The organism is Sulfoacidibacillus thermotolerans, assembly GCF_003144315.1.
Taxonomy (GTDB): Bacteria; Bacillota; Bacilli; order Alicyclobacillales; family SLC66; genus Sulfoacidibacillus; species Sulfoacidibacillus thermotolerans.
In genome coordinates this window covers 71903-90061 of the sequence record NZ_MPDK01000007.1, presented here as the reverse complement: position 1 = coordinate 90061, position 18159 = coordinate 71903, and the positions used below count along the sequence as shown (strand labels likewise).

Below are 18159 nucleotides of genomic sequence, written 5' to 3'. Positions count from 1 at the left end.
CTCACCTACTTAACACTCGCTTGTCGATGATCGCGGTCCCGATGATCCCGATGATTCCCATCGCGCGTGTTATCCCGTGCTTCCTTGGTTTCTCGCGGACTCTCCAGTGTTGCTAAAAATTCCGCATTCGTTTTCGTATGCGTAAAGCGTCGCAAGAAGATTTCTGTGAATTCGTTATTGTCGCCTAATGATTTTCTCAAGGCCCAAATTTTTTCTAATTCCTCTTTGGTCAAGAGAAGTTCTTCTCTGCGCGTTCCGGAGCGGCGAATATCGATAGCGGGGAAAATGCGTTTCTCAGCGAGGCGGCGATCCAAATGCAACTCTAAATTACCAGTCCCTTTAAACTCTTCGTAAATGACATCATCCATCCGTGAACCTGTATCAATCAACGCGGTTGCAAGTATCGTGAGACTCCCACCTTCTTCAATATTGCGCGCTGCGCCAAAAAACCGTTTCGGCCGGTGAAAAGCAGCTGGATCGATCCCTCCAGACAAAGTTCGTCCACTCGGCGGAATGACGAGATTGTAGGCGCGCGTCAAACGCGTGAGACTATCCATCAGAATGATTACATCGCGTTTATGTTCGACCAAGCGCATTGCTCGTTCCAGGACGAGTTCAGTTACTTTGATATGATTTTCCGGCACTTCGTCAAATGTCGACGCAACCACTTCCCCACGGACAGAGCGCTGCATATCCGTTACTTCTTCAGGTCGCTCATCAATAAGCAAGACAAATAGATCCGCATTGGGCATATTTGTCGAAATACTATTTGCAATCTCTTTGAGTAATAGGGTCTTCCCAGCTTTAGGTGGCGCTACAATTAACCCGCGTTGCCCAAGTCCAACTGGCGCAAGTAGATCCATCATCCGCGTCGCAAACTTCTCGGGTGATGTTTCTAATTTCAACTTTTGTTGGGGAAATAGTGGTGTCAATGCAGGAAAATGTGGACGTTCCGCCGCCGTTTCAGGATTCGTACCATTTACAGCCTCCACTTGTAGAAGTCCAAAATAACGCTCATTCTCTTTAGGAGGACGCACCTTGCCTGAAACGAGATCACCTGCCCGCAAATCAAAACGACGAATTTGCGAAGCTGCCACATAGATGTCTTCAGCACTTGGGAGATAGCCGATTGGACGTAAAAATCCATATCCATCCGACATGATATCGAGTACACCTTCTGCAAAAAGGAGGCCATCTTTTTCCGCTTGCGCTCGCAACACTGCAAAAATGAGTTCCTTCTTTTTCATAGTGGCGTAATAGGGAATCTGAAATTCCTTCGCCAATTTATAGAGTTCGGCGAGCTTTTTTGTTTCTAGCTCCTTAATTTGCAATGGAACCTACCCTCACTGTATTCAGAATGTTATTGCACATACTAAGAGGTTTGCCGCTCTTTCTTCACTTTATGCAAGTTTCTAGCAACTAGTTATGAAGATTTGACTCTGCTGTCTAAACCATCACGAGATTCGGTTTCTTTCCTAAGCGATGGCGCGCTTCGATAAATCGCACAGTTCCACTGCTTGCGCGCATCACAAGAGAATGCGTGGTGGCTTGATCACCTCCTAAAAAGCGTACACCGCGCAGCAATTCTCCATCAGTCACACCTGTCGCAGCAAATATGGCATCCTCACCTTTTACAAGGTCTTCCATGCGCAGAACAGCACTTGGATCTTGTAATCCCATTTCCAGACACCGCCTGTGCTCCTCTTCATTTTGCGCGACTAATCGACCTTGAAATTCCCCACCTAAACATTTTAATGCTGCAGCCGCAAGCACCCCTTCGGGCGCCCCGCCCGTCCCAAACATAATGTCGACTCCCACTTCTGGAAACGCTGTATTTAGCGCTGCAGCGACATCCCCATCTGTAATTAACTTTATGCGTACGCCCGTTTTACGAATACGCTCGATCAACTCTGCATGGCGCGGGCGATCGAGCAAAATCGCAACCACATCCTCCAGTGATTTTCCAAGCGCTCTCGCGACCACACGCAAGTTATGCTCAACTGGCGCTTCGATGTCGACTAACCCTTTCGCTGCAGGTCCTACCGCGAGTTTCTCCATATACATATCAGGAGCATGCAGGAGAGTCCCTTGAGGCGCAACTGCGACGACGGCCATCGCATTCCAAAGTCCCTTCGCGACGATGTTTGTCCCTTCTAACGGGTCGACTGCAACGTCTACAGGATCTGTCCCGTGCCCCAATTTTTCACCAATGTACAGCATGGGCGCTTCATCCATTTCCCCTTCACCAATCACCACGGTCCCGTCAATCGCAATCGTATCGAACACCTTGCGCATTGCAGTAGTTGCTGCATTATCAGCTTCCATCTTCTTTCCAGTTCCCATCCATTTTGCGGCTGCTAATGCAGCCGCTTCTGTTACACGTGTAAATTCCAGCGCGAGTTCGCGATCCATACAATCCCCACCTTTGTTTGTACAACTCCACTAAAACTCAAATTCTAGACTCGATAAACGCCGTTTGATTTCTGCAATCACTTCTTGTTCCGCTTGTTCTGAATCTGCTTCAAATGTGACACTCCAACGCACAAATGCACCCGCATCATCCCACGGTACGGTCGAGATTTGCTTTTCTGTAATCAAAAACTGCGAGAACTCCTCAGCTGTAGAAAAACGCGGACCTCCTTTGATTCCTTTGGGTGCTTTCGTATAGAGAAAGAAGGATCCTCCCGGTTTCTTTGCATCGAATCCTAGCTCACGCAATGCTGCAACTAGTTGGGTATGGCGTCGGGAGTATTTCTGAGCAATCTTCTCTGTGATCTCTGGATGTTCTAACCCGTATATAGCTGCTTTTTGAATCGCGCGGAATTGCCCTGAATCGTTGTTGTCTTTTACTGTCGCAAACGCCTTAACGAGCAACTCATTTCCCGCCACAAATGCAATGCGCCATCCTGTCATATTGAACGCTTTGGATAGGGAGAAAAGTTCAATTCCCACTTCTTTTGCCCCAGGAACGGAAAGAAAAGCTAATGGTTGTTCCCCATCAAATGTTAAAGCAGAGTATGCAGCATCATGAACCACAACAATCTGATTTTCCCTTGCGAATTCCACTACTTGTTCAAAGAATGCACGAGTTGCTGTTGCGCCTGTTGGATTGTTAGGATAGTTCAGATAGAGAAGTTTCGCCCTTTTGCGAATCTCTACAGGGATAGCGGAGAGATCAGGAAGGAAATGATTTTCAGGTGTAAGAGGTAGTGTATATACTTCGCCACCTAGCCACTTTGTGTGTGTTCCAAGAACCGGATAATTTGGAACAGGCATAATCGTGACGTCACCCGGGTTGATCAATGCACTTGGTATCATCGCCAACGCTGGCTTTGATCCAATCGCATGATTGATTTCTTTTACGGGATCCATACCCACAACCCCGTAAACACGTGCTAGATACTTGGCAGCCGCTTCATTAAATTCGGCGATCCCATTATCTGAATAAAACCTATTTTCCCGTTTACGCGCTTCTCGCGCCAACACATCAACAATGCCGTCATCTGCTCGTTCATCCGGTTCACCAACCCCCATGTCGATCATAGGAACTTCTGGATGAGCAGCAAGTGCAGCTGCTTTTGCGCGCTTAATTTTCTCGAATTTATAGATTACCGTTTCTTTCCCAAACGCTGAGCCGCCAATGCGCTCTGCAAAGAGATTTTGAATATAACTATCCATGAAATTTCCACTCCTTAATCTTGTTACACATCTTCATGACCAATTTCTGAGTTACATGAAAGGAAGCTCATATTCTGAGGTTAGTACTAAGAGAGGGGCAACGAGCAATCATGTTACGAGGTTACGAGGTCGTCTTTCCGCGCTGTACCAAAATACGTTGGATACTTACATCTGTATATGGATGGTAGGCAAGTCCCTGCAAAAGATCCCATGAGCCAATGACACCGTCTGCATCTGCTAAAGCCAATTGCTCCACTTCAAGTACATCCTGAACCCCATAAACTAGTAGTTGACAAGAGAGCCCATGTGATATAAGCGAACGCTTCATCTGGGATAGCAAATTCGGGAGAGCAATACCGACTTCCCTCAATGTACGCGCATCAAGTAAAACTTCTTTTGCGCCAGCCCGAACTGCAAGTAGCAACTGTGTGAGCGAACAAATATACTGAAAACCAACATTCACTTCTGAAAAGAGTGATTGGCTGATCACTGAATGCAACGCTTGAAGTGTCTGGAGCGTAAGAGGGGTAAACAGATGGAAGGATGATCCAGGCGCAACCTGTAGCAATTCGCGTATTTCTGTAATGATCCCTTCGCGATCTAATGCATCAAGTTCAACGCCTAGCCAAGGAAGAGACAGTTTCGAGATCTCCCCAACTAAATCATTGTAGTCCCTTCCTTTCATCTCCACCGCATTGCGCACAATGTAAATGCCCGTAACAAATCCGAGCGCCAAAGCCCGTTGTGCCTCAGAAAAACGCGCAGTCTCCAAGTAAAACCGCACTGGTTTCCCTTCACTCCCTTCGTCTGGCGCTCATCACCGAATCCAAAAACCAGAACAATCTCGTCTAACCAATCAAGCGCGACCCGCACTGCCAAACAGACGAATTTTTGCCCTTACCGCATCTTTAATCGCTGCTCGTCCTGGCCCGAGGTATTTGCGGGGGTCATAGACTTCTTTATCACGGTCAAAAATCTCTCGAATGACATTCGTAAAGGCGGATTGATTCTCGGTATTGACATTGATCTTCGCAACACCAAGACTGATCGCATGTCGGATATCTTCGTCTGGAATTCCGGTACCGCCATGCAAAACGAGCGGAATCCCCGTCAGATCACGCACTTTTTCTAAACGATCAAACGCTAAATTCGGTTTGCCTTTATAATGACCATGTTGAGAACCAATTGCCGGTGCAAATGCATCTACGCCCGTTTCCTTTACAAAGCGCTCTGCCTCCTCAGGACGTACAAGTGCCGCCTCCCGCGCATCTACCGTCAAATCGTCTTCAACACCGCCAATGCGACCGAGTTCGCCTTCGACATGAATGCCCAGTGGATGACAAGCTTCGACAACCTTTTTCGTGAGTGCAATATTTTCTTCCAAAGGATAATGTGATCCATCAATCATAACAGAGGTAAATCCATAGCGGATACATTTTAAAATCATATCGTAGCTACTTCCATGATCAAGATGAAGAATAATCGGAACCTTTGACATATCTGCAGCCGCCTTAGCGATGGCGCCGACATATTCAATTCCCATATACTTGATTGCGCCTTCAGAAGCACCAAGAATCACAGGTGAATTCTCTTCGTTCGCTACCTCCACAATCGCTTGCGTCCACTCTAAATTGTTAATATTAAACTGTCCCACTGCATATCCATTTTTAAAGCCATCTTCTAAAGCCGCCTTAAATGAACCAAAAGGCAAAAGAATCTCCCCCATCCTTACATTCAATATGTGTTAACTAGGTACATCATATCACGCGCGTGACGAAATCCCAACTATTTGACGCGCTTCATCAGGTGTTGCCAGCTCTCGACCGAGTTCTTGCGCAATTCGCACGACTCGTGCAACCAACTGGGCGCTCGATTCAGCTAAACGACCTTTTGTATAATAAATATTATCTTCAAGCCCTACACGAACATGTCCACCTAGCAAGATCGCTGCTGTCGTAATTGGCAATTGGGCGCGGCCTACTCCAGCCGCTGTCCATGTACTTCCTTGCGGAAGTGTCGCAATCATATGCATAAGATGCGCGATCTCACCCGGTATCGCCCCAGGAACTCCCAGTACAAGATCGAAATGCAGGGGTTCACTCAGCAACCCCTTTTTCACCAGGTTTTGTGCATTAGCGATCATTCCGATATCGAACACTTCAATTTCTGGACGAACACCGTATTTTTTCATTCGCGCCGCAAAATCTGCAATTAAATCTGGCGAATTGTAAAAAACCCCTTCACCAAAATTCACAGTCCCTGTTGAAAGCGTTGCCATCTCAGGCGCAAGTGAAATGACGTCACCGCGTTCATCCGCTGTCATGCCCACTGCTCCGCCCGTTGAAACTTGGACGATCACAGAACTTTGCTCTCTGATGCGCTCAATAATTTCTCGATACACTGCTTTATCTTGTGTAGGACTCCCATCCGGACGCCTCGCATGAACGTGTACAATCGAAGCACCCGCTGCTGCTGCCTCAACTGCTGCACTCGCGATCTCCTCGGGGGTAATGGGTACATAGGGTGTTTGCTCCCGCATTACCTCTGCTCCATTGACGGCTGCAGTAATCACTAGTTTTTGCATGTCTCTCACCTCACTATGCGTTGCTTTTCCTTAGGCACAACGCATGTCCCCGATGCAAATGTAACAAGCTCTGGAGGACTCAGCACTTGCGCCGCTGAAGGATTTGCGGGATCAATCGCCGCGCGAATGACCTTGAACGCATAAAATTCCATCTTCCGCGAGGTTTTTCCAACATCTACGATCCGACCATACACTTCGACATAGTCACCGCCAAATACGGGCGCTTTAAATTCAACGCGATCATAAGCGACAAATAATCCTTCATCCCCATCATGGCGAATTAGCAATTCCGTCGCAACATCGCCAAATAATTGCAACATTTTTGCGCCATCCACCAAGTTTCCCGCATAATGTGCATCAGCAGACGCCATACGTGTGCGAAGAATCACATACTCTTGTTGATTGAGCGCTTGACTAATAGAACTGTACTCCTGCAGATTGGACGTTTCCGTCATTTCCAGGCACCCCGATCAATTGTGCGATATACCGCCGCATCTCGTCAATGTCAAATGGCTTAGCAAAATGTCCTATGGCATTGAGCGCAGCGGCTTCTTTAACTAAATCCAATTCTCCGTAAGCTGTCATCATAATCACCTTTAAACGTGGATCTAGCTTGCGGATATTCGTTAAAATCTCAATTCCGTTCATTCCTGGAATCTTCATGTCTAACAGCACCAGCTGCAGCTGCTCGCGCGCCAAGACGGAGAGCGCCTGCGTGCCATTTTCCGCACAGTACACTTCATATCCGTCCCGGCTGAGCACTTCCTGCAACAACAGTCGAATGCCGAATTGATCATCGACGACTAAAATTTTCATCGTCACTTGTCACTCCTTGTCTAGCGCATGAATCTTCGCAACACACTTCTGAAGCTCAGCGCCATGTGTTTTGACAAGCGAATCGTAGTCAACTTTGTCTATATTCGACATTTTGTTAAATGTTCCTGCTTTACCTTCTGTTTAGTTGGCTGTAAGCAACCGCCGCCGCGATAAAGTCACGAAACAGCGGCTGTGGACGATTGGGGCGAGAAGTAAACTCTGGATGGAATTGCACAGCAACAAACCATGGGTGATTCTGCAATTCTACAATTTCTACTAATCTTCCATCCGGGGAGGTACCACTGATCAATAAACCTGCTTCTTGCATTTGCGCGCGATATGCATTGTTAAACTCGTAACGATGGCGGTGGCGCTCTCCAACTTCTTTGATCTGATAAGCACGTTCTGCTTTTGTCCCTTCACGAATTGAACACGGATAAAGTCCAAGTCGCATCGTTCCGCCTTTGTGCTCCACATCTTTTTGATCGGGCAACAGATCAATCACAGGATGCGTAGTGAGTTCGTTGATTTCTGAACTATGGGCATCTTCATACCCTAGCACATGGCGCGCAAACTCTACGACAGCCATCTGCATCCCAAGGCATATTCCAAAAAACGGGATATCGTGTTCTCTTGCAAACTGGATAGCAGAAATTTTCCCCTCAATTCCCCGATCGCCGAACCCACCTGGAACTAAGATACCATCCACGTTCCCCAACAATTCTTCCGCATTTTCATCCGTCAGTTCCTCTGACGATAACCACTCGATTTCTACCTGTGTGCCATTGGCAATCCCACTATGGAAGAGTGCTTCCGCTACACTAAGATACGCATCACGCAACGCGACGTATTTACCGACTAACGCAATGCGTACCGTTTGATGGATGTTTTTAATTTTATCTACTAGGTTTTTCCATTCTGTCATGTCTGCTTCTGCACATTCCAGTCCGAGATAGCGAACTACATAATCATCGAGTCCTTGTTCCTGTAACATGAGCGGCACGTCGTATAAGGTGTCCGCATCGCGCGCCTCGATCACCGCTTCCGGTTCTGTGTCACAGAATAATGCGATCTTACGTTTTACTTCATCACTGAGTGGAACTTCTGTACGACACACAATAACTTGAGGTGAAATCCCAATGCTGCGCAATTCGGCTACACTATGTTGGGTTGGTTTCGTCTTTACTTCTCCGGCAGCGCGCAGATAGGGGATCAGTGTGACATGAATATACATCACATGTTCACGACCAATATCGCGACGCATTTCTCGAATTGCTTCAAGAAATGGGAGACTTTCAATATCGCCAACTGTTCCACCAATCTCTGTAATCACGACATCCGTCTCTTCTGTGGCTGCACGCATGAGACGCTCCTTGATCTCATTTGTGATGTGAGGAATGACTTGTACGGTTCCACCCAAATAATCGCCGCGACGCTCTTTATTTAAAACAGAAAAATATACTCTACCAGATGTCACATTATTGTCTTGCGTTAGATTAATATCGATAAACCGCTCATAATGGCCTAAATCCAAGTCCGTCTCGGCGCCATCCTCCGTCACATAGACTTCGCCATGTTGATAGGGGCTCATGGTACCAGGATCCACATTAATATAGGGATCAAACTTTTGTATGGTCACGCGTAATCCCCGATTTTTCAACAGACGGCCTAATGAGGCCGCTGTAATTCCTTTACCGAGGCCAGACACTACGCCCCCAGTTACAAAGATATACTTAGTCACGCCATTTGCCCCCTGCTCCTACGATCACAAAATAAACGTCCTGGCTTTGCCAGAACGCACTACATGCACATCATCCAATTGACTTGCCTATCGTACCGAGAAGGGAATGACTCTGTCAAGCATTGCGCGAAAACGCCCGCACAATCAAAAATCTTCGCCTTCCTCTTCTTCCTCAACAAGATCTTCCACTTCATCTTCGGCATCCAGAAACTCAAGTTCGTCGTCGACGATTTCATCCTCTTCTTCAAGAAGATCCTCATCATCTGCCAAAACAAACGGCGGCTCCTCTTCTAACTCCAGTTCTTCGAGTTCGAGATCATCGACCTCAAGATCGTCTTCATCATCTAAGCTGAGCGCTTCTTTACGGACAAAACGACGACTCGATGTGCGCTCTGTACTGCGTTCCACTGGGTACCAACGCTTCAGTCCCCACACGTTGTCCCCAATGCATAAAAACCGGCCATCTATATTGATATCCGTATACAAATGGGCGATCACCGCATCGATCTCTGCCTGTGTCAGCCCTAAGAGCCCTGCCACTTTTCCCATCAGATCGCGATAGTAAATCGGTTCTTTTGCTTCTGCAAGTAACTCGTACGCAATCTCGATCAGTGGCATCTCGCGCAGTTGTTCTGCCGTTCGATCGGCCAGCTTTACCTGAACTGTCACTTTGCACACTCCTACTCATGCATCATCTCTTGATCATTAAATCATTAAATCACACTTGCCTCTCAGCCGCAATGCGTTATAGCGAAAATTCCTATAAAAAGAGCGTCCAAGAGTTCCTTGCAATCCCTATTCCTTGAATATATCGTGTAGAATTTCACGGACAGCACGTTGCACCGACCATTCCCCACTTTGTACATACTCTTGCAAACGAATATACCGCTCGTCCAGACGCAATTTACGCTCCATCTCTCGCCACATATTTTGCTGCAGCAACTCACGCATCGCCTGTACACGCGCACGCCCTCTACGCGTTTGTAGTCGCTCCTCCTGAGCTAAAAACGCAAAGTGACGCTCACATTCTGCCCACCACTCCGCAATCCCTGTATTTTGTAATGCGGAGACAAGTACCACAGGCGGTTCCCAATCCTCTTTGTGATCCGCAACGTGGAGCATGTCTCGCACATCTTTTGCTGTGCGTTCTGCTCCTGGAATATCCGCTTTATTGATCAAAAAGACATCACCAATTTCCATGAGCCCCGCTTTTGCCGCTTGTACTTGATCTCCTCCAACAGGTGTTAAGACAACCGTTACCGTATCTGCTACATAAACGATATCAAGTTCTGCCTGCCCTACTCCAACGGTCTCAAGCAAAATCACATCAAACGGAGCATAAGACAAGACTTGCAGTACATCACGAACAGAACGGGAGAGCCCTCCCCCGCTCCCCCGCGTTCCCATACTTCGAATAAAGATCCCTGAATCAAGTGCATGTCGCATCATACGAACACGATCCCCAAGAACAGCCCCCCCAGTAAATGGGCTGCTGGGATCGATGGCAAGTACAGCCAGACGCAAACCTTGACTCCGCAAATACCCCATGAGTTGATCAACAAGCGAACTCTTCCCTGCTCCTGGTGCTCCAGTGATCCCTATGATATGAACTTGACGGACGGCCCCCAAAGGACTTTGTAATCGAGCCAATAGCTCGTTTGCCTCCTCAGTACCTTCCTCCATATAGGTGATCGCACGTGCGATTGCACGTGGATTTCCACGTGCAAGCTCTTTGACAAACTGCTCCACTGTGTAAAACTCCCCGTTTCACGACAAACCTGTTTACATTCTACACATGCGTGCTCTCTGTATCTCTGCTAATCTTTGAGGACATGGCCCGCGATGACGATGCGTTGCACTTCGTTGGTTCCTTCGTAAATTTGCGTAATTTTCGCATCACGCATAAAGCGCTCTACGGCATAATCTCGTGTAAACCCATAGCCGCCATGAATTTGCACCGCTTCAGTTGTCACGTACATGGCAGCATCGGATGCAAAAACCTTCGCCATCGCCGAGGCCTTCCCGTACGGAAGTTGGTTATCTTCCAACCATGCAGCTTGATACGTCAATAAGCGAGCAGCTTCAACTTGTTTCGCCATATCTGCCAATTTAAATTGGATTGCTTGAAAATCGGTAATCGGGCGATTAAATTGCGTCCGCGTTTTTGCATACTCTAGCGCCGCATCCAGCGCTCCACTAGCGATACCTAAAGCTTGAGCGGCAATGCCATTACGCCCACCATCCAACGTCATCATCGCAATCTTAAACCCTTGACCTTCCTCCCCAAGTACATTGGCCATTGGAACTCGGCACTGATCAAAGATCAATTCCACAGTCGGGGATGACCGAATCCCCATCTTCTTTTCTTTCTTGCCAAATGTAAAGCCTGGCATTCCTTTTTCAACGATAAATGCCGTAACTCCTTTTGCCTTTTTGCTTGCATCTGTGGTTGCAAACACGACATAAATATCTGCTTCGCCGCCATTTGTCGTGAACATCTTTGTGCCATTTAAAATATATTCGTCCCCATCACGCACTGCAGTTGTCCGAAGACTTGCTGCATCTGTACCTGCACTTGGTTCGGTAAGTCCATAGGCACCCAATTTCTCTCCCAGCGCCAAGGGCCGCAGGTACTTTTGCTTCTGTTCTTCCGTCCCGAACTTAAAGATAGGCCACGAAGCGAGTGATAAATGAGCCGATAGAGTTACACCAGTCGATGCACATACACGCGATAATTCTTCTACTGCAATCACGTAACTGACAAAATCAAGTCCCGCGCCCCCATACTCTTCCGGCCAAGGAATTCCTGTCAAACCGATGCGGCCCATTTTATTGAAAATGGCCCGGTCAAATACTTCTTCTTCATCCCGTTGTGCGGCAGATGGAGCTACTTCCTTCATCGCAAAATCGCGAACGAGCTTGCGCAGTGCTTCCTGCTCTTCAGTCAATGTAAAATTCATACGTTTTTATCGCCCCTAAATTTACTCTTTATTCGCCAAACTCTTGGCGATCACGATGCGCTGAATTTGATTTGTTCCTTCATAGATCTGCGTAACTTTTGCATCACGCATATACCGCTCAACAGGATAGTCCTTTGTATACCCATAACCCCCAAATAACTGGACTGCTTCCGTTGTCACGTGCATAGCGGTATCTGTTGAGAAAAGTTTTGCCATCGACGCCTCCATGGTACAAGGTGCATTCCTTGCTCGCAATGTGGCAGCGCGATAGGTCAGCAGTTTGGCCGCCTCAATTTGCATTGCTAAATCGGCGAGTGTAATTTGTATGGACTGAAAATCGGCGAGTGGTCGCCCAAACTGTCGCCGTTGCGCAACATATTGCTTTCCCGCATCAAATGCGGCACGCGCAATACCTAATGCTTGGGCGGCAATCCCGATGCGCCCTCCATCGAGTTGTGACATCGCAATCTTAAATCCTTCGCCCTCCGCGCCCAGTCGGTTTTCTACTGGCACCCATGCTTCGTCAAAAATAAGTTCGGCAGTAGATGAACCATTTAGTCCCATCTTACGTTCCTTTTTCCCTACGTGAAAGCCTTTTGTCTCTTTCGGGACGATAAACGCAGACATTCCATGCGCGCCCATTCCAGGTTGTGTCACAGCAAACACTGTATAAACGTCTGCTTCGCCACCATTTGTAATAAATACTTTATTTCCTGTTAAACGATAAAAATCCCCATCTCGCACAGCACGTGTTTGGATGCTTTGTGCATCTGATCCAGCATTAGGCTCTGTTAGTGCAAAAGCACCGATCCATTCGCCTGTGGCGAGCTTAGGGACATAGAGTTCCCTTTGTTCCGGCGTTCCAAAATGATAAATGGGTAAGGTTCCTACTGATGTGTGCACGGCGAGAATTACGCCAAGCGCTGCACTCGCATAACTGATCTCCTCAATTGCCAGCATGTAGGAAACGTAATCTGCACCGACGCCTCCATACTCTTCGGGGATCGGCAACCCGAGCAGACCCAATTCACCCATTTGTTTAACAATACTGCGAGGAAATGCGTCCGTTTCATCGATGGACTGCGCCTGCGGCGCAATCACGCGCCCTGCAAAATCGCGAACCAGTTTGCGCATGGCCTCCTGCTCAGAGCTCAGTCTCAACTCCACGCCCATTCCTCCTTCCTCATTCCAACTAAAACCAACTCTCAAACGTTATAGAAGCATTCAGAATCAGCAGTTGAGTTTTGTGCTGCTGAGTCTTTGCCAGTTTCCAATGTAAACGTCTTCGCTTCATTCATAAACATAGAATCCGCGACCAGTCTTTTTGCCAAGCCATCCAGCAGCCACATACTTACGCAATAGCGGACAAGGACGATATTTCGAATCTCCAAACCCGTCATATAAAACTTCCATAATGTACAAACAGGTATCTAATCCTATAAAGTCTGCTAATTGCAACGGACCCATCGGGTGATTCATCCCGAGCTTCATAATTTCGTCAATTGCCTGTGGTTCTGCCACACCCTCATATAAGCAATACACTGCTTCGTTGATCATTGGCATCAACACACGATTCGAGATAAATCCCGGAAAATCTTGTACAGCCACCGGTTTCTTACCAAGTTCTTCAGAAAAATTCATCACCGCTTGAAATACCTCGTCTGAAGTTTGTAATCCACGAATGACTTCGACAAGTTTCATCATAGGTACAGGATTCATGAAATGCATACCAATGACTTGATCAGGACGCTTTGTGACAGCAGCGAGTTCCGTAACAGGTAAGGAGGAAGTATTCGTCGCAAGCAGCGTCTGTTGTGGAGCAAATTCATCTAGCTTTTTAAAAATCTCTTTTTTGATCGCCATTTGCTCTGTGGCCGCTTCAATCACAATTTCTGCGTTACGCGCCATTTCAATCTCTGTCGTCGGCGTGATGCGCTTTAGGATTTGCGCTGACTCCTCTTCTGTGAGTTGACCTTTCTTCACAAAACGGTTCAAACTAGTTGCAATGGTACGCATGCCACGTTCCGTATACTCTTCCTTGATATCTTGCAAAATGACATCGCAACCTGCTTGCGCAGCGACTTGAGCAATTCCGCTCCCCATCTGTCCTGCGCCTACAACCATCACACGCTGAAAACTCACCATACCAAACCCCTCTTCAAATTAGACTTCCACCAATATTGCATCTCCTTGCGCCGCACCACTGCAAATCGCTGCAATCCCAAGACCGCCGCCGCGTCGGCGCAATTCATAAATTAAAGTCATTAAAATCCGCGCGCCACTCGCGCCAATCGGATGCCCAAAAGCAACAGCACCCCCATTTACATTGACCTTTTCAGGATCCCATTTTACAATTTCCTGACTAGTGAGTGTCACCGCTGCAAACGCTTCATTCACTTCAAACAAGCGAATTTCCTCGAGGGAAACTCCCGTCTTTTTAAGTAACTTTAATATGGCAAGGCCTGGCGTAGTTGCGATATAGGGCGCATCCGCCCCCACTTCCGCATGCCCGCGAATGGTTGCTAACACTTCGCGCTGTTCGGCCTTTGCACGTTTTTCGCTCATGACAACAAGTGCTCCGGCCCCATCATTCACACCGGGGGCATTTCCAGCTGTTACGGTCCCAGCAGAATCAAACACAGGTGCAAGCGCACTTAATTTTTCTAGATTGGTGTCGCGACGCGGTGCTTCATCCGTATCAACGATGACATCGCCCTTTTTCCCACTCACGCGCACTGGAACGATCTCCTCACGCAACAACCCCTCGTCCATCGCGCGAAGTGCTCGCTCATGAGATCGCAGCGCCCACTTGTCTTGCGCTTCCCGCGTGATTCCATACTCTTTTGCTACATGTGACCCGTGCACCGCCATATGCACGTTGTGAAAAGCACAAAGCAACCCATCGTGCTGCATGAGATCGATGGCTGTGCCATCTCCCATGCGCAATCCAAAGCGCGCGCGTGGCAAGGCATAGACGGCATTTGACATGCTCTCCATTCCCCCGGCCACTGCAACCTCGATGTCACCAGCGCGAATAAACTGATCGGCCATCGTAACAGCCCGTAAACCAGAGGCACATACTTTGTTGATCGTTTCTGTAGGTGTATCCCAAGGAAGGCCCGCAATTCGCGCTGCTTGACGAGAAGGGATTTGCCCCGCCCCTCCTTGTAAAACCATCCCCATGATGACCTCGTCTACGGAAGCCGGATCTACCCCAGCTCGGGCAAGTGCTTCTTGAATGACGATGCCCCCTAGGTCAACCGCTTTCATGGAAGCCAACGCCCCGCCAAACTTTCCAAACGGGGTCCTCGCCGCTGATACAATTACACTTCGCATGACTTCATCCCTCCACTTTCTGAGGTGACTGTCTTCGGGCGACTGAGCGTTCAGTCTTGTCACTATCAGACTAACATATTTGATGCTGTACGGATAGAGTAGTCAGACATTCTCGTGATTTTAAAGTAAGATACGCCTTGGGTGAGTATAGACTTTAAAACGTTCTCCGCGAACAAACCCAACTGCCGTAATCCCTAAATCATCCGCCATTCGCAATGCTAATTCTGTCGGCGCTGACTTTGAAAGCAATATCCCTATCCCCATCTTCGCGACCTTTAACAATACTTCCGATGAGATACGGCCACTAAACACCATGACTTTATCCGTGACCGGAACACGGTTCTGTAAAATATAGCCATACAGTTTATCGAGTGCATTGTGTCGACCGATATCCTCTCGCGCTACAAGAATGCCAGAGACATCACACAAGGCTGCGTTGTGTACACCACCCGTATTTAAAAACAGGGTCGAATGTCGCTGCATCTGTTGCACAAGCGCAATAACTTGCTGTGGCAAAAGCCATGGCCCCTCCGTCAGGATCGGCAAAGTCTGCGCATCATTATAAAAATAATAGGATTGCCGCCCTTTTCCACAGCATGAAGAGATATAGCGTTTCGTAAAATGATCGGGATTCATCTCGACATTCTTGTGCAATTGTACATAGGCCATACCAGACTCTTCGTTTACTTCAAGAGATTGCACTTCATCGATCGTAATGATCAATCCCTCAGAGGCGATGAAACCAAGTACAAGTTCCTGTAGTTTTGCAGGCGTACACACGAGCGTTGCAAATTCTTGTCCATTCACAAAAACTGTAAGAGCGTATTCCGCAACCACATCTGTTGTGGCCTCCACGTATTTCCCTTGTTCAAATTCATATACATGGCGCAGATTTACAAGCGGCTGATCCATCCGTTTCCTCCCATCGCTACGACCTGCGGATCTTCATACACTCTACAGTATTCCATTGCCCTCTAGATGGCCTGCAACAGCAACTCTGCAATGTCGTAAGTGTCGATCTCATCTTCCACACCTTTTGCCTTGGTCCCGTCGATCATCATCGTCATACAGTACGGGCAGGCTGTCGCAATGGCTGTTGCACCCGTCTCCAAAGCCTGTTCGGTGCGAAATACATTAATGCGTTGCTCACCCGTCTCTTCTTTGAACATCGATCCGCCCCCGGCCCCGCAACACATACTCTTGTTGCGGTTACGCTCCATCTCAACAAGCTCAAGACCCGGAATTTTGCTTAAAATGTAGCGTGGTGCTGAATAAACTCCGTTGTAACGACCTAAATAACAAGAATCATGATAAGTGATTTTACGTTCTACACGTTTACTTGGCTGCAGTTTCCCTTGCTCAATCAACTGTGCAAGAAGCTCTGTATGATGAATCACTTCAGCTTCAAACCCAAAATCTACGTATTCTTTGCGAAACGCATTATAGGCGTGTGGATCTGTCGTAATGATCTTCTTTATCCCATATTCCTTAAAAATTTCGATGTTGCGCTCGACCAATTCCTGATACAAAAATTCATTCCCCAAACGCCGAGCAGAATCTCCATCGCTCTCTTCTTCTTTCCCCAAAATCGCAAAGCTCACGCCAGCCCGTTTGAGTAGTTGAGCAAAAGCGCGTGCAATTTTTTGATTGCGCACATCAAATGAAGCCGCAGTCCCCACGTAGTACAAGTATTCAACAGGTTCCTCTAGTTCTGACATCAACGGGATATCAAGCCCTTCTGCCCATTCGGCGCGGGCGGAACGTGGACGCCCCCATTCATTTGAATGACGCTCCAGATTCGTAAATGTGCGGTTTACTTCGCCTGGTGCACTCCCTTGCGTCAAGACAAGATTGCGACGCATATCTACAATGAGACTCACATGCTCATTATACACTGGACAGGCTTCTTCACATGCACGACAAGTTGTACACGCCCAGATCTCGTCTTCCGTATACACATCACCAATGAGCTGTGGCATTCCTTGAAGTGCGGTCGCAAGTGAAAAGTCTTCTGCACCAGCTGCCATTTTTTTCTGAGCAAGCAGTGCCGGCGCCGTTTCAATTAAGTGATCCTTCATCTTAAGAATCAAATATTTAGGCGACAAATCTTTTCCTGTTAGTGTCGCTGGACAACTGACATGACATCTTCCACACTCCGTACAGGCATATCCATCAAGCAACTGTTTCCAAGTGAATTGTGTGATATTCCCTACCCCAAATTCCTCTACCGCTTCGTCACTTAAATCCAATGAGCGAATCTTGCCAACGGGCCCGAGGTTACGGTAATACGAATTAAACATGGCCCCGATCATATGCAAATGTTTTGAGCGCGGAATAAAGACAAGAAAGCCCAGAATAGCTAGGGTATGAATCCAAAACGCGAGTTGCACAACAATCCCTGCGACCGTAGGGCTTACCCCTACAAACCACGAAGCCACAAGATTAGACATCGGCGCCGCAGACCCAGGCATACTCCCTTGCTGCAATGCACTAAATGCCCCTACCACAAACAATGTAACCACGATGGCAAAGATCAGAAATAAGATAAATCCTGCCTCAAATGTGGGTTCTGTCCGCATTGGCCGCCAGATATACCGGCGAATAGCCGCTATGACAATTGCAACGAAGACAAATGTCGCCAACATCTCCTGCGTAAATGTGAACCATGGAGCTGTAAACCCTGGAATATGAACTCCAAATAACCCGTAGGAGAAAAAGTCCAGTTCTCCAAACCCAAGTAGAATAAATCCCCAGAAAATGGAAAAGTGACCGATTCCCGATGGTTCTGCAAGCACCTTCCCTTGCGCCAAGACATTCTGCGCAAAACTGCGCCATCGTTCCCCCCGACGATCGCTGCGATCAATCGGTTGTCCCAGAGTAAGAAATTCATATCGCTGATACAATCCCCCAAAAAATCCGTACAAAGCAGCGACAGCGAGAATCGTAAAAGCAATGATGTTTAATGTATGCAAAGTCAAATCACTCCTCCCCATTGCCACTATGCGGATGCAACATACTCCGTGTCAAGCAGATTGACACTTTTC

At 47.6% G+C, this 18159-nt stretch carries 17 protein-coding genes; all 17 read right to left on the bottom strand.

What is annotated here, in order from left to right; translation table 11 throughout:
* Positions 1-5 precede the first annotated feature (5 nt).
* The gene (rho, locus tag BM613_RS06050; protein ID WP_109430264.1) at positions 6-1331 is read right to left on the bottom strand and encodes a transcription termination factor Rho; all 1326 of its coding nucleotides are present in this window, start codon (positions 1329-1331) and stop codon (positions 6-8) included.
* 115 nt (positions 1332-1446) lie between these two features.
* Entirely contained in the window at positions 1447-2412 is a 966-nt protein-coding gene (glpX, locus tag BM613_RS06045) for a class II fructose-bisphosphatase (protein WP_109430263.1), read from the bottom strand.
* Positions 2413-2442: 30 nt separating this feature from the next.
* A complete protein-coding gene (locus BM613_RS06040; protein ID WP_109430262.1) occupies positions 2443-3678 on the bottom strand; it encodes an LL-diaminopimelate aminotransferase in 1236 nt (411 codons plus the stop codon).
* A gap of 121 nt (positions 3679-3799) precedes the next feature.
* A complete protein-coding gene (locus tag BM613_RS06035) occupies positions 3800-4462 on the bottom strand; it encodes a beta/alpha barrel domain-containing protein (protein ID WP_109430261.1) in 663 nt (220 codons plus the stop codon).
* A gap of 72 nt (positions 4463-4534) precedes the next feature.
* On the bottom strand, positions 4535-5389 hold the full coding sequence (gene fba, locus BM613_RS06030) for a class II fructose-1,6-bisphosphate aldolase (RefSeq protein ID WP_425450691.1): 855 nt from the start codon (positions 5387-5389) through the stop codon (positions 4535-4537).
* 51 nt (positions 5390-5440) lie between these two features.
* Positions 5441-6262, bottom strand: a complete 822-nt coding sequence (gene kce / locus BM613_RS06025) for a 3-keto-5-aminohexanoate cleavage enzyme (RefSeq protein WP_109430259.1) — start codon at positions 6260-6262, stop codon at positions 5441-5443.
* Between the two features lie 5 nt (positions 6263-6267).
* Positions 6268-6717, bottom strand: coding sequence for a 3-aminobutyryl-CoA ammonia lyase (gene kal, locus BM613_RS06020; RefSeq protein ID WP_109430258.1), 450 nt, complete (start codon positions 6715-6717; stop codon positions 6268-6270).
* Positions 6677-7078, bottom strand: coding sequence for a response regulator (locus BM613_RS06015; RefSeq protein WP_425450690.1), 402 nt, complete (start codon positions 7076-7078; stop codon positions 6677-6679). Before BM613_RS06015 ends, kal begins: the two co-directional genes overlap by 41 nt.
* Positions 7079-7208: 130 nt before the next feature.
* Positions 7209-8819 carry a CTP synthase gene (locus tag BM613_RS06010; protein WP_109430256.1) on the bottom strand — a complete coding sequence of 537 codons (1611 nt, stop codon included), beginning with the start codon at positions 8817-8819 and terminating at the stop codon, positions 7209-7211.
* A 144-nt stretch (positions 8820-8963) separates the two neighbouring features.
* Positions 8964-9488 (bottom strand): DNA-directed RNA polymerase subunit delta, encoded by a 525-nt coding sequence (rpoE, locus tag BM613_RS06005; RefSeq protein ID WP_245926273.1) that lies wholly within the window; start codon positions 9486-9488, stop codon positions 8964-8966.
* Between the two features lie 126 nt (positions 9489-9614).
* Positions 9615-10568, bottom strand: coding sequence for a methylmalonyl Co-A mutase-associated GTPase MeaB (gene meaB, locus BM613_RS06000; protein ID WP_109430255.1), 954 nt, complete (start codon positions 10566-10568; stop codon positions 9615-9617).
* 68 nt (positions 10569-10636) lie between these two features.
* The gene (locus tag BM613_RS05995; RefSeq protein ID WP_109430254.1) at positions 10637-11779 is read right to left on the bottom strand and encodes an acyl-CoA dehydrogenase; all 1143 of its coding nucleotides are present in this window, start codon (positions 11777-11779) and stop codon (positions 10637-10639) included.
* A gap of 21 nt (positions 11780-11800) precedes the next feature.
* Positions 11801-12952 carry an acyl-CoA dehydrogenase gene (locus BM613_RS05990; protein WP_425450689.1) on the bottom strand — a complete coding sequence of 384 codons (1152 nt, stop codon included), beginning with the start codon at positions 12950-12952 and terminating at the stop codon, positions 11801-11803.
* A gap of 117 nt (positions 12953-13069) precedes the next feature.
* The gene (locus BM613_RS05985; protein WP_109430316.1) at positions 13070-13921 is read right to left on the bottom strand and encodes a 3-hydroxybutyryl-CoA dehydrogenase; all 852 of its coding nucleotides are present in this window, start codon (positions 13919-13921) and stop codon (positions 13070-13072) included.
* Between the two features lie 21 nt (positions 13922-13942).
* Positions 13943-15115 (bottom strand): acetyl-CoA C-acetyltransferase, encoded by a 1173-nt coding sequence (locus BM613_RS05980; protein WP_109430252.1) that lies wholly within the window; start codon positions 15113-15115, stop codon positions 13943-13945.
* Between the two features lie 120 nt (positions 15116-15235).
* Positions 15236-16027, bottom strand: a complete 792-nt coding sequence (gene fdhD, locus BM613_RS05975) for a formate dehydrogenase accessory sulfurtransferase FdhD (protein WP_109430251.1) — start codon at positions 16025-16027, stop codon at positions 15236-15238.
* A 62-nt stretch (positions 16028-16089) separates the two neighbouring features.
* Complete coding sequence (locus BM613_RS05970; protein ID WP_245926272.1) at positions 16090-18093, bottom strand: heterodisulfide reductase-related iron-sulfur binding cluster; 2004 nt, start codon at positions 18091-18093, stop codon at positions 16090-16092.
* Positions 18094-18159 lie beyond the last annotated feature (66 nt).